Genomic DNA, 13305 nt, shown 5'->3' with positions numbered 1-13305 from the left:
ACGGTCGCGCTCCGCGGAGGCCCGGGATCGAGGGTTCGGTCCGTACCCGAGCGCGGCTCGCCTATTCTGGAACGACATCTGTCGGAAGGGTTCGTGCGTGCTGCAACGTCTTGTCGCCATCGTCCTGGGTGTGTTCGGCCTCGCCTCCATCAGTCTCGGGGTGGCCTCTGCGACCGCGTGGCGAGCCGATGACACGCTCGTCGCGACCGCCTCGACGACGCCCACGAGTGCGGGCACGCTGATCGTCACGGCCCCCGGAGTGCTCGAGCTGGGTGGCGCTCCCGTCACGGCTACCGCGCGCGCGAACGGTGGCACGAAGGTCGTGCTGGCGATCGGCAAGGAGGCCGATGTCGCCGGCTGGGTCGGGACCGACCCCCACGCGGTCATCTCCGGGCTGAGCGACCTCACCACCCTGCGGATCGGCGCCGCCGAACCGACGCCCACCAGCAGCCCGACCCCGGCCGACGCCGCCGCTCCGGTGGACCCGGCCGCAGAGCCCGCCGTTGCGGACCCGGCTGCGATTGTCGCTCCCGACCCCGACGGGTCGGACCTGTGGGTGGCCGAGGCTGCCGGTGCGCGGACGGCCGAGCTCACCTGGACCCCGCAGACGGGGCGCTGGACCCTGCTTGCTTCGGGCGTGGGTGAGGGCGCGAAGGCGCCCGTCGTGGTGCTGTCGTGGCCCCAGACCGTGACGACCCCCTGGCTCGTGCCGGGGGTCGTGGTCGGTGCCGTCCTGCTGGCGCTGGGAATCGCGCTCGGCATTCGACTGTGGCTTCGCGCACGGCGCGGCGAGCAGGCGGAGTGGCACGCCGTCGAGACCGGGGCGATCCCGATCGTCGTCCGCTCGGGCCTGTCCGCTGCATCCGGCGGGGGCGCTGCGCGCACGGTGTCCGGTCTCGGGGGAGCTGCGCCCGCCGGGGCGGTCGACCTCGCGATCGAGGACGACACCCCGACGGTCATCCTGACCCGTCGCCAGATGCGTGAGGCAGCGGCGACCGCCCCGACGCCGCGCGTGTCACTGCGTCGACGCTCCAAGGGCTCGGGCGGGGACGAGGCCCGTCCTACGACGGGCAGCCTGCCCGCCGTGGATCCCGCTGCTGCGCCCGCCGCGGCGTCGCGCTTCAGGCTCTCGCGTGTCGCTGCTCCTACTGTCGCTGCTACTCCTGCCACTGCTACTCCTTCTGCGAGTTCTGCGAGCGCCGCGATCACGCCTGTGCCTGGTCGGCCGACGACGCCGGCGGGGTCGCAATCTGCGGTGAACCTCGGCAGCCCCGAGGTGACGGTCTCGACCCCTCCGCGCGGACCCTCCACCGAGTCGGACCCGCCGGCCGGCCCGGATGGGGCACCTGACTCGAGGCGGACCCGCCGGTCCGAGCGGGGCCGACGGTTCGGCTCGCGCGACGCCGCGCCCGCAGCGGAGCAGACTCCGCGTGCGGCCACCCCGGGCTCCTCGGCTGCGGCCACCGACGCCGCGGCGCGTGCTGCGGAGGGATGGACCCCGGATCGCCCGACCGATCACTCGCCTGCGGCCTCGCCGGCGACGCCAGCCAATGGTTCGCGCGCCGACGCCTGGCGCCGGTCGTGGGGCATCCCCGACGCGGACGCGACCCCTTCGGGTGCGTCCGCCGGGTCCGACTCGGCATCGCCCGTGCCCCCCGCCCCGGGCCGCCACGGCTCGGCGGATCCGGCCGCCCCTCGCTCCGGGAAGGACGCCTGATGCCCGCACGTTGGTACGACCTCAACCCACGAACCACCCGCGCCGCGCGGAGCGCCGATAACCCCCACGCCGACAACCCCCGTGCCCAGAACCCCCGCGCCCAGCACCCCCGCGCCCGGGTCGCCACCGTGCTGCTGGCCGCCGCGCTGGTACTGACGTCCTGCGCCCCCGCGCTTCCTGCGCCCGCCCCGGGCACCGTTCCCGCTGTGCCGCCGCCGGTCCTGACCCAGAAGCAGGCTGATCGGGTGCTCGGCGAGATCGGCACGAGCCTGGCGACGGCCGACGCGGCCCTGTCCGTGCCGGACCTGGCTGCCCGCCTGTCCGGGCCCGCCCTCGCAAGTCGAGCCGCGGAGTACGCGGTGAGCACCACCACCGCGGGCGCGAAAGGTCTGACCGCGCTCGAGATGAACGCCCAGACCATCGTGCTGCCCAGCACCGAGGGCTGGCCGCGGACCGAGTTCGTCGTCACCGAGCAGCCGGACGACCTGTCGAGCCCCCGGCTCCTCGTGCTCCAGCAAGCCACCCCGCGCAGCCAGTACACGCTGTGGGGCTGGGTCCGGCTCCTGCCCGGGGTGAAGATGCCAGCTACGGCGACCCCCGCGATCGGCAGCTCGCCGTTGGCCGCGGACGTGACCGGGCTGGTGGCGACGCCGACCGACGTCGTCGCGCACTATGCAGACGTCCTGCTCAACGGTGACGCGTCCGCGTTCATCGGTGAGTTCGCGGAGCCCGACACCTATCGCCAGGGCATCGCGAGCGGGCGGGAGCCCTATGCGGCGATCGCGAGCCAGACCAAGGGCACGTTCGCCGAGACCTACACGCCCGTGCCGGAGCAGACGTTCGCGCTCGCCACGGCCGACGGCGGCGCGCTCGCGGTCTCGGCGATGACGACGTCGTCGACCCTGAACTTCTCGGGTGCCTCGCTGCCCCTCCCGCCCGAGCTGGCAGCCGTCTCCGGGGGAGCGCTCGCACCGGGCGCTGAGCTCCGAGCCAACCTGTCGGTCACCTACTCCGACGTCATCGCGTTCTACATCCCGCCGACCGGAGCGAAGACTCCCGTCCAGGTGCTGGGCGCCGAGCACATCCGCACATCCGTCACCGGTTCTTGACCGGTCCAGCCAGGGAGAAGCGCCCCATGAGCCAACCCAGCAGCCCCACACCTCGGTTCGACGTGCGCGGGGCGGTCGATCTCGCCGCGCTGAGCCGGCCCGCCACGCCGCCTCCGGGTGCGCCGGGGGGTCTACCGGCGGCCGGTGGCTTCGTGGTCGACACCGTCGAGGCCACGTTCCCGGATCTCGTGCAGAGCTCGACGCAGTACCCGGTCGTCGTGCTGCTGTGGTCGTCCCGGAGCCCGGAGAGCGTCGAGCTCGCCCTGGCGCTCGGGGCGCTCGCCGCGAAGTACGCGGGCCGCTTCCAGCTCGCCCGGGTCGACATCGACGTCTCACCGCAGATCGCGACGGCGTTCCAGGTGCAGCAGGTCCCGACGGTCGTGGCGATCCTCGCCGGCCAGCCGGTGCCGCTCTTCCAGGGCGCCTATCCGGCTGAACAGGTGGCGCCGGTGATCGACCAGCTGCTCGCGGCCGCCGCGACCAACAACATCACGGGGACCGCGCCGGGTGCAGGGGCCGACGTCGTGGCTGCCGAGCCCGTCGAGGAGGTTGAGCCACCGTTGCCGCCGCTGCACCAGGCGGCCTACGACGCCATCGAGAACGACGACCTCCAGGGCGCGGCAGACGCCTACGCCCAGGCGTTGCGGGAGAACCCGCGTGATGACATGGCGCGAGCGGGTCTCGCCCAGGTGGGGCTCCTGCAGCGGACGAACGACGTGGACCTGCAAGCTGCCCGCACCGCGGCGGCTGATCGTCCGGCCGACGTGGGGGCTCAGCTCCTCGTGGCAGACCTCGACGTGCTCGGCGGGAACGTGGACGACGCGTTCGGCCGGCTCCTGGATCTCGTCCGTGCGACCACGGGGGAGGACCGCGAGCTCGTGCGGGTCCGAATGGTCGACCTGTTCGAGGTCGTGGGAGCCGACGACCCGCGGGTCCCGCCCGCGCGCCGAGCGCTCGCGAACGCGCTCTACTGACGCGGTGACCGGGGTCACGTCGCCGAGATTTGACGGTCCCCGGAACCGTTGCGTAGTGTTCACGTTGTTGCCCAGCAGGGAGGAACGGACACCGCAGCGCTTCAGATGCGCAAGACGGTGGCTGGTCCCGGAAGGCAACCACCCCGAGTATCATTGCTCAGGCACTTACGTGTCTGAGTGAAGTCATGCTCGGATCTTGACCGAAGCAGCAACGGTCGATCAGACACCGCCGAAAAGCGGATTTGACCGGCCGCGGTCGCTCGGGTAAGTTAGAACAGTTGCCTCGCAGCCGGTTGAAAGGCCGAAAGCGATGCGCGGTCGTTCCTTGAGAACTCAACAGCGTGCCAAATATAGTAGTCGATGCCATTTGGTTCATCGGTTGCTTCGTCCGGGTCTTTGATCTGGTCGGGGTGGTTCGGTGGATTTATATTGGCTAAATTGCGAGCGTTCACCGCTTCGGTGGTGGGTGTCTTTATTTTGGTCAGTTCAACTGGTCCCTTCGGGGGTCATTTCGTGTTGTCGGTTTCCTTGCTGCTTCGGTGGTGAGGGGCTAATAGACATTTACGGAGAGTTTGATTCTGGCTCAGGACGAACGCTGGCGGCGTGCTTAACACATGCAAGTCGAACGGTGACGCTGGAGCTTGCTTCAGTTGATCAGTGGCGAACGGGTGAGTAACACGTGAGTAACCTGCCCCAGACTCTGGGATAACTTCGGGAAATCGGAGCTAATACCGGATATGAGACGTCCTCGCATGGGGAGCGTCTGGAAAGATTTATCGGTCTGGGATGGACTCGCGGCCTATCAGCTAGTTGGTGAGGTAATGGCTCACCAAGGCGACGACGGGTAGCCGGCCTGAGAGGGCGACCGGCCACACTGGGACTGAGATACGGCCCAGACTCCTACGGGAGGCAGCAGTGGGGAATATTGCACAATGGGCGAAAGCCTGATGCAGCGACGCCGCGTGAGGGATGAAGGCCTTCGGGTTGTAAACCTCTTTCAGCAGGGAAGAAGCGAAAGTGACGGTACCTGCAGAAGAAGCGCCGGCTAACTACGTGCCAGCAGCCGCGGTAATACGTAGGGCGCAAGCGTTGTCCGGAATTATTGGGCGTAAAGAGCTCGTAGGCGGTCTGTCGCGTCTGTTGTGAAAACTCGAGGCTCAACCTCGGGCTTGCAGTGGATACGGGCAGACTAGAGTGCGGTAGGGGAGACTGGAATTCCTGGTGTAGCGGTGGAATGCGCAGATATCAGGAGGAACACCGATGGCGAAGGCAGGTCTCTGGGCCGCAACTGACGCTGAGGAGCGAAAGCATGGGGAGCGAACAGGATTAGATACCCTGGTAGTCCATGCCGTAAACGTTGGGCACTAGGTGTGGGGCTCATTCCACGAGTTCCGTGCCGCAGCTAACGCATTAAGTGCCCCGCCTGGGGAGTACGGCCGCAAGGCTAAAACTCAAAGAAATTGACGGGGGCCCGCACAAGCGGCGGAGCATGCGGATTAATTCGATGCAACGCGAAGAACCTTACCAAGGCTTGACATATACCGGAAAAGTGCAGAGATGTGCTCCCCGCAAGGTCGGTATACAGGTGGTGCATGGTTGTCGTCAGCTCGTGTCGTGAGATGTTGGGTTAAGTCCCGCAACGAGCGCAACCCTCGTCCTATGTTGCCAGCGGGTCATGCCGGGGACTCATAGGAGACTGCCGGGGTCAACTCGGAGGAAGGTGGGGATGACGTCAAATCATCATGCCCCTTATGTCTTGGGCTTCACGCATGCTACAATGGCCGGTACAAAGGGCTGCGATACCGCAAGGTGGAGCGAATCCCAAAAAGCCGGTCTCAGTTCGGATTGGGGTCTGCAACTCGACCCCATGAAGTCGGAGTCGCTAGTAATCGCAGATCAGCAACGCTGCGGTGAATACGTTCCCGGGCCTTGTACACACCGCCCGTCAAGTCACGAAAGTCGGTAACACCCGAAGCCGGTGGCCCAACCTCACTTGTGGGGAGGGAGCTGTCGAAGGTGGGACTGGCGATTGGGACTAAGTCGTAACAAGGTAGCCGTACCGGAAGGTGCGGCTGGATCACCTCCTTTCTAAGGAGCTCTGGCAGCGTTGCTCGCCTGTAGTGGGTGGGTGGGGTTGTCCAGGCCTGTGCCTCGGCCGAACGCGTCGGGGGCAGTGCTCACGGGTGGAACATCGACTATGGCTGATCGCTTCGGTGATCGGTGGCGAGTACTCCTGCCGGCGTGCCGGGGGGAAGGAAAGTTGCTGGTCGTCAGTGGGGTGAGAGGTCTTGGCACGCTGCTGGGTCCTGAGGGAACGAGCGAAAGCTTGTTTCGTCAGGTCACTTGCTCCTCGAGTTCTGGGGAGGGTGACTGCTAGCGGATCACACGGAACCCGGTCAAGGCCGGCTCGCCTCTTCTACTTCGGTGGGAGCGCAATGAGTCGGTTCGGGGATATGTGTGGGACCGCCCGTAGCTTGAGAACTGCACAGTGGACGCGAGCATCTTTGTAAGAATTATTGTGGTCAAGTTTTTAAGGGCACATGGTGAATGCCTTGGCACTAGGAGCCGAAGAAGGACGTTGTAGCCTGCGATAAGCCTCGGGGAGTTGGCAAACGAACCGTGATCCGAGGATCTCCGAATGGGGAAACCCCGCTGGAGTCATGTCCAGTGACCCGCACCTGAATATATAGGGTGTGTGGAGGGAACGTCGGGAAGTGAAACATCTCAGTACCGACAGGAAGAGATATTCCGTGAGTAGTGGCGAGCGAAAGCGGAACAGGCCAAACCGATTGCGTGTTAAAGCTGGCAGGCGTTGCGTAGTCGGGGTTGTGGGACCTTTCAGTTCATTCTGCCCAATGAGCAGGGAGTCAGAAAGTCGCGTCATAGTCGAAGGGCATTGAAAGGCCCGGCACAGAGGGTGTGACCCCCGTAGACGAAATGGCGTGGCCTCCCGAAGGGGATCCCAAGTAGCACGGGGCCCGAGAAATCCCGTGTGAATCTGGACAGACCACTGTCTAAGCCTAAATACTACCTAGTGACCGATAGCGGACAAGTACCGTGAGGGAAAGGTGAAAAGTACCCCGGGAGGGGAGTGAAATAGTACCTGAAACCGTGTGCCTACAATCCGTTGGAGCCTCCCTAGCAGGGGTGACAGCGTGCCTTTTGAAGAATGAGCCTGCGAGTTAGTGGTATGTGGCGAGGTTAACCCGTGTGGGGAAGCCGTAGCGAAAGCGAGTCCGAACAGGGCGATTCAGTCGCATGCTCTAGACCCGAAGCGGAGTGATCTAGCCATGGGCAGGTTGAAGCGCGGGTAAGACCGCGTGGAGGACCGAACCCACTTGGGTTGAAAACCGAGGGGATGACCTGTGGTTAGGGGTGAAAGGCCAATCAAACTCCGTGATAGCTGGTTCTCCCCGAAATGCATTTAGGTGCAGCGTCACGTGTTTCTTGCCGGAGGTAGAGCTACTGGATAGCGGATGGGCCCTACAAGGTTACTGATGTTAGCCAAACTCCGAATGCCGGTAAGTGAGAGCGTGGCAGTGAGACTGCGGGGGATAAGCTCCGTTGTCGAGAGGGAAACAGCCCAGACCACCAGCTAAGGCCCCCAAGCGTATGCTAAGTGGGAAAGGATGTGGAGTTGCACAGACAACCAGGAGGTTGGCTTAGAAGCAGCCACCCTTGAAAGAGTGCGTAATAGCTCACTGGTCAAGTGATTCCGCGCCGACAATGTAGCGGGGCTCAAGCATACCGCCGAAGCTGTGGCATTCAGATAATAACCAGGCCTTCGTGGTCCAGGTGTCTGGATGGGTAGGGGAGCGTCGTGTGGGCAGTGAAGCTGCGGGGTAACCCAGTGGTGGAGCCCACACGAGTGAGAATGCAGGCATGAGTAGCGAAAGACGGGTGAGAAACCCGTCCGCCGAATGATCAAGGGTTCCAGGGCCAGGCTAATCCGCCCTGGGTAAGTCGGGACCTAAGGCGAGGCCGACAGGCGTAGTCGATGGACAACGGGTTGATATTCCCGTACCGGCGAAGAATCGCCCATACCGAGCCCGGTGATGCTAAGCACCTGAAGCCGTCTAGATCCCTTCGGGGACGTGACGGGGGAGCGTGCGAACCGAACCGGCATTAGGTAAGCGTATTAACAGGGGTGACGCAGGAAGGTAGCTCAGCGTGGCGATGGTAGTCCACGTCCAAGGTCGTAGGGTGAGAGGTAGGCAAATCCGCCTCTTATTAAGCCTGAGAACTGATGGTGACCGCTTATGCGGGATGATTGAGTGATCCTATGCTGCCAAGAAAAGCCTCGACGCGAGATTCTAGCCGCCCGTACCCTAAACCGACTCAGGTGATCAGGTAGAGAATACTAAGGCGATCGAGAGAATCATGGTTAAGGAACTCGGCAAAATGCCCCCGTAACTTCGGGAGAAGGGGGGCCTGAGGCGTGAACCCACTAGCTGGGGAAGCGTTCGAAGGCCGCAGAGACCAGGGAGAAGCGACTGTTTACTAAAAACACAGGTCCGTGCGAAGTCGCAAGACGATGTATACGGACTGACGCCTGCCCGGTGCTGGAAGGTTAAGAGGACGGGTCAGCCGCAAGGCGAAGCTCAGAATTTAAGCCCCAGTAAACGGCGGTGGTAACTATAACCATCCTAAGGTAGCGAAATTCCTTGTCGGGTAAGTTCCGACCTGCACGAATGGCGTAACGACTTCTCCGCTGTCTCAACCGTGAACTCGGCGAAATTGCACTACGAGTAAAGATGCTCGTTACGCGCAGCAGGACGGAAAGACCCCGGGACCTTTACTATAGTTTGGTATTGGTGTTCGGTGCGGCTTGTGTAGGATAGGTGGGAGACTGTGAAGCCGGCACGCCAGTGTCGGTGGAGTCAACGTTGAAATACCACTCTGGTCGCTCTGGATATCTAACCTCGGTCCGTAATCCGGATCAGGGACAGTGCCTGATGGGTAGTTTAACTGGGGCGGTTGCCTCCTAAAATGTAACGGAGGCGCTCAAAGGTTCCCTCAGCCTGGTTGGCAATCAGGTGTCGAGTGCAAGTGCACAAGGGAGCTTGACTGTGAGACTGACAGGTCGAGCAGGGACGAAAGTCGGAACTAGTGATCCGGCGGTGGCTTGTGGAAGCGCCGTCGCTCAACGGATAAAAGGTACCCCGGGGATAACAGGCTGATCTTGCCCAAGAGTCCATATCGACGGCATGGTTTGGCACCTCGATGTCGGCTCGTCGCATCCTGGGGCTGGAGTAGGTCCCAAGGGTTGGGCTGTTCGCCCATTAAAGCGGTACGCGAGCTGGGTTTAGAACGTCGTGAGACAGTTCGGTCCCTATCCGCTGCGCGCGCAGGAAACTTGAGAAGGGCTGTCCCTAGTACGAGAGGACCGGGACGGACGAACCTCTGGTGTGCCAGTTGTTCCGCCAGGAGCACGGCTGGTTAGCTACGTTCGGAAGGGATAACCGCTGAAAGCATCTAAGCGGGAAGCCTGCTTCAAGATGAGGTTTCCACGGGATTCATCCCGAGAGGCTCCCAGCTAGACCACTGGGTAGATAGGCCGGATGTGGAAGCGGGGACTAAAGACCCGTGAAGCTGACCGGTACTAATAAGCCGATAACTTGACACACTTACAAAATGCTGTCGCGTCCACTGTGCGGTTCCCGAGATACGGTCGGGAAAACACCGCAACCTGATATCTCCATAGAGTTACGGCGGTCATAGCGAGGGGGAAACGCCCGGTCCCATTCCGAACCCGGAAGCTAAGCCCCTCTGCGCCGATGGTACTGCACGGGAGACTGTGTGGGAGAGTAGGTCGCCGCCGGACAACCATTGAAAAGAAAGAGCCACCCCTCGGGGTGGCTCTTTCTTTTTGCCCAAAACCAACACACCACACCACCCCGCGCGCCGAACAGGAACCCGCCGACACCGCCGAGTTCGCTGAATCGGCTCGAGTTCGCCGGTCCAGACCAGCGAACTCGCACAGAACCAGCGAACTGACCTCGTCACTGCGGTTGCAACAGGTGGCGCCGGCCCGCTCGGATAGTCGCGTCAGCTTGCTCGGACGCGTCAGCTTGCTCGGACGCGTCAGCTCGCGGAACAGGGGAGTGGTACAGACCGGAGATCGACGCCGCGTGGCGGAATGGTCCTGGACGGGCTTGACGTCCGCACAGCGGGCTTGCAAGAGCGGTCCCGGGTCGGCACCGAATGGGCCTGGCGGAGCGTGTGGAGGCTCGAGCTGCAGGTCCGGGACCTGTGACCCAGACGGATCGGTGGCGCAGCGCAGCGTCCTGGGGGCCTGGGTGAGCCAGGTTCCGGCCGTGGCGCGGGTGTGGCGACGGTGTGACTTGGGCGATACCGGGCAGTGGTAGTCTCTTTAACGGAATAGTTCGCCGGAGTTGTCTGCAACGCCCGGGTTCTCATGGTGAGGCCGGGTGTGGTCTGGTTCGCGTTGATTACGGATGACTCCTGTCGACGAGGTCGGGTGCAGCATTCGATTCGGCGACTGTTCTGGTCCTATTTCCAGGGCGTATTTTTGAGCAAGAAGTGCATTTGGGAAGGCTTCACCCGGGACGAACGTCCCAAAATTGGTGTGCCGAGCCGGATGACAATTGGTGGGCGGACGGACAACGATGTTCGATCGTGCAACGGTGCTGGACGCGCCTGCGGGTACATGTCGTCCTGACTCCGAGAAAGTGGTCGTGTCGGGCATCACGAATGCTCAAGAAGTGCGGGGTGCGAGGCGGTCGATCATCGGCCGCACCGGGACTCCTGGATGACGTGGTGTGCGAGATCTTCTGAATGAACAGAAGGGCGAGGACAATTCGTCCTTAGATTGCCGGAGTGTTGTTCCCGCGATAGGGAGCAGGACGCGAAGGTCGCCCAGGCGGCGATCGCACTCAGGAGTGGTAGCGGGATATTGGCCCCGAAGCAATACCGGCCAAGCAAATGTTCGGCACGAGCGACGAGCTATGACAACGACCCGCGCTGTACGCGCGGGCACGGCGACGTCGCCCCACAAGAACCTGACCTTTTGCCGAACAGAACTGGCTGCCCAGTTCTGAGAGATCGACGGGCGCGTTTGCCGGCATCTCGAAACACACCAGAGGAAATTCGATGAAGAAGGCAGTCCTGACGGCCAGCGAGGCGGTCGCACTCATCAGGGACGGCGACATGGTCGCGATCGACGGTTTTGTCGGCATCGGGCATCCCGAAGAGCTGACGGCGGCGCTCGAGGCTCGTTTCCTGGAGACGGGCACTCCCGCGAACCTGTCGCTCGTCTACGCGGCGGGTCAGGGCGACTCGAACGATCGCGGCTTGAACCACCTCGCACACGAGGGGCTCCTCAAGCGCGTCGTCGGCGGGCACTGGAACCTGGCGCCGAAGCTCGGGGCCATGGCGGTCGGCAACAAGATCGAGGCGTACAACCTCCCGCAGGGCGTCATCAGCCACCTCTTCCGCGACATCGCCGCAGGTCGTCCTGGCTCGCTCACGCACATCGGTCTCGAGACGTTCGTCGACCCGCGCAACGGGGGCGGCAAGCTGAATGAGGTCACCACCGAGGACCTCGTCGAGGTGATGAACGTCCGCGGGAAGGACTACCTGCTGTATCACGCGTTCCCGATCGATGTTGCCTTCATTCGCGGGACCTCCGCGGACGAGGCGGGGAACATCTCGTTCGAACGCGAGGCGAGCACGCTGGAGGGGTTGTCGGTCGCCCAGGCCACCCGGAACAGCGGCGGCATCGTGATCGTGCAGGTCGAGCGGATCGTCCAGGTGGGGAACATCAACGCCCGCGACGTGACGATTCCGGGGATCCTCGTCGACGCGATCGTCGTGGCGACCCGGGCCGAGTACCACATGCAGAGCTTCGGGGAGCAGTACAACGCCTCCTACAGCGGCGAGATCCGGTACCCGCTCGACGACGTGGCGCGCATCCCGCTCGACGAGCGCAAGATCATCGCCCGTCGGGCGTTCATGGAGGTGGCGAAGGACGCGGTCGTCAACCTCGGCATCGGGGTGCCCGAGGGGGTCGCCGCGGTGGCGGCAGAGGAAGGCGTTCTTGATCAGTTCGTCCTGACGGTGGAGTCCGGTCCGATCGGCGGGGTTCCCGCCGGCGGACTCAGCTTCGGCGCGGCCTTCAACCCTGACTGCATTCTCGATGCGCCCTACCAGTTCGACTTCTACGATGGCGGCGGTCTTGACATCGCCATTCTTGGGATGGCGCAGCTCGACCGGAACGGGAATGTGAACGTCAGCAAGTTCGGCACGAGAATTGCTGGCGCCGGTGGATTTATCAATATTTCGCAGACGGCAAAGACCCTGGTCTTCTCGGGTACCTTTACCGCCGGTGGGCTCAAGGTATCTGTCGAGGACGAGGCTCTGGTGATCTTGCGCGAGGGCAAGATTTCCAAGTTCATCCAAGATGTCGAACATGTGACCTTCAGCGGGCGCTACGCACGCGGGAAGGGCCAGCGCGTGCTGTATGTTACAGAGCGGGCCGTTTTCTCCCTCGGAGAGGATGGGCTCGTACTTGAGGAGATTGCCCCCGGCATCGACCTGGAAAAAGACATCCTCAGCCTGATGGATTTCCGGCCGACCATCTCGAGCAACCTCAAGCAGATGGATTCCTCGTTGTTCCGGCAAGGAACAATGAGCAGTGGTGCGAGCTTCAATGAAGGAAGTGCAGCATAATGAAGATCGAGAACAGGGTCGCCCTCATCACCGGAAGTGGCCAGGGAATTGGCAAGGCCATGGCCCTCACGTTTGCGGGTGAAGGCGCGAAGATCGCGATCAACGATGTGCCTTTCAACGAGACCAAGGCGAAGGAGACCCTTGCGGAGCTTCGCGCGCTTGGCGTCGACGCCGAGCTCTTCCTCGCGGATGTGACCAAGGAAGACGAAGTCAACAAGATGGTCGCGGACATCCTGGCGCGGTTCGGCCGCCTCGACATCCTCGTCAACAACGCGGGCATCAACCGCGACGGTCTGGTGCACAAGGGAAATCTCACCAACTGGGACGCCGTGATCGCGGTCAACCTGACGGGCCCGTTCAACTGCACGAAGGCTGTTCTCCCCGGCATGCGAGCACAGGGTTACGGGCGAATCATCAACATGTCCTCGCTCACCGCTCGTATCGGCATCTTCGGTACCGGCTACTACGCGACCACCAAGGCCGGGCTGATCGGCCTGACCAAGGTCACCGCGGTCGAGAACGTCAGCAAGGGGATCACCTGCAACGCGCTGGCCCCCGGCTACGTCAACACCGACATGATGAACAAGTACCCGGCCGAGCAGACCGCGGCACTGATCGCCACGATCCCGATGAAGCGCTTCGCGGAGCCCAAGGAGCTGGCCGACGCGGCCCTGTTCCTCGCCTCTGACTCCTCGGCGTACATCACGGGTGCTGTGCTCGACATCAACGGTGGCAGCTTCATCTAAGGCACGGATGATCCGGCTGGGGTCGCCTCGCACGACACGACCCCAGCCGGGACATCGACTTTCCTCGG

5 protein-coding genes and 3 rRNA genes are annotated in these 13305 nt (G+C 63.3%); all 8 read left to right on the top strand.

Annotation, left to right across the window (positions count from 1 at the left end; genetic code table 11):
- The first annotated feature begins 97 nt into the window (after window positions 1–97).
- The 8 genes from VTA80_RS04395 (at window position 98) to VTA80_RS04360 (ending at window position 13237) form a co-directional block, all read left to right on the top strand.
- Window positions 98–1717, top strand: a complete 1620-nt coding sequence (locus VTA80_RS04395) for a hypothetical protein (protein WP_407344188.1) — start codon at window positions 98–100, stop codon at window positions 1715–1717.
- On the top strand, window positions 1717–2826 hold the full coding sequence (locus tag VTA80_RS04390; RefSeq protein WP_407344187.1) for a hypothetical protein: 1110 nt from the start codon (window positions 1717–1719) through the stop codon (window positions 2824–2826). Before VTA80_RS04395 ends, VTA80_RS04390 begins: the two co-directional genes overlap by 1 nt.
- A 26-nt stretch (window positions 2827–2852) precedes the next feature.
- The gene (locus VTA80_RS04385) at window positions 2853–3800 is read left to right on the top strand and encodes a tetratricopeptide repeat protein (protein WP_407344186.1); all 948 of its coding nucleotides are present in this window, start codon (window positions 2853–2855) and stop codon (window positions 3798–3800) included.
- 560 nt (window positions 3801–4360) lie between these two features.
- A 16S ribosomal RNA gene (locus VTA80_RS04380) occupies window positions 4361–5888 on the top strand.
- A gap of 432 nt (window positions 5889–6320) precedes the next feature.
- A 23S ribosomal RNA gene (locus tag VTA80_RS04375) occupies window positions 6321–9426 on the top strand.
- Between the two features lie 81 nt (window positions 9427–9507).
- Window positions 9508–9624: ribosomal RNA gene (gene rrf / locus VTA80_RS04370) — 5S ribosomal RNA — on the top strand.
- The 16S, 23S and 5S rRNA genes sit together here, the layout of an rRNA operon.
- Window positions 9625–10913: 1289 nt before the next feature.
- Window positions 10914–12491, top strand: coding sequence for an acyl CoA:acetate/3-ketoacid CoA transferase (locus VTA80_RS04365; protein WP_407344185.1), 1578 nt, complete (start codon window positions 10914–10916; stop codon window positions 12489–12491).
- Window positions 12491–13237 carry an SDR family NAD(P)-dependent oxidoreductase gene (locus VTA80_RS04360; protein WP_407344184.1) on the top strand — a complete coding sequence of 249 codons (747 nt, stop codon included), beginning with the start codon at window positions 12491–12493 and terminating at the stop codon, window positions 13235–13237. Before VTA80_RS04365 ends, VTA80_RS04360 begins: the two co-directional genes overlap by 1 nt.
- The last annotated feature ends 68 nt before the right edge of the window (window positions 13238–13305 follow it).

Source organism: Pengzhenrongella phosphoraccumulans (genome assembly GCF_045689905.1).
Classification (GTDB): Bacteria; Actinomycetota; Actinomycetes; order Actinomycetales; family Cellulomonadaceae; genus Pengzhenrongella; species Pengzhenrongella phosphoraccumulans.
This window is presented reverse-complemented; position numbering and strand designations above follow the sequence as displayed.

What these genes read in the sequence shown, in the direction of transcription:
- VTA80_RS04390 (WP_407344187.1), top strand. Translation starts at nt 1,717, where the DNA reads ATGCCCGCACGTTGGTACGACCTCAACCCACGAACCACCCGCGCCGCG.
- VTA80_RS04385 (WP_407344186.1), top strand. Translation starts at nt 2,853, where the DNA reads ATGAGCCAACCCAGCAGCCCCACACCTCGGTTCGACGTGCGCGGGGCG.
- VTA80_RS04365 (WP_407344185.1), top strand. Translation starts at nt 10,914, where the DNA reads ATGAAGAAGGCAGTCCTGACGGCCAGCGAGGCGGTCGCACTCATCAGG.
- VTA80_RS04360 (WP_407344184.1), top strand. Translation starts at nt 12,491, where the DNA reads ATGAAGATCGAGAACAGGGTCGCCCTCATCACCGGAAGTGGCCAGGGA.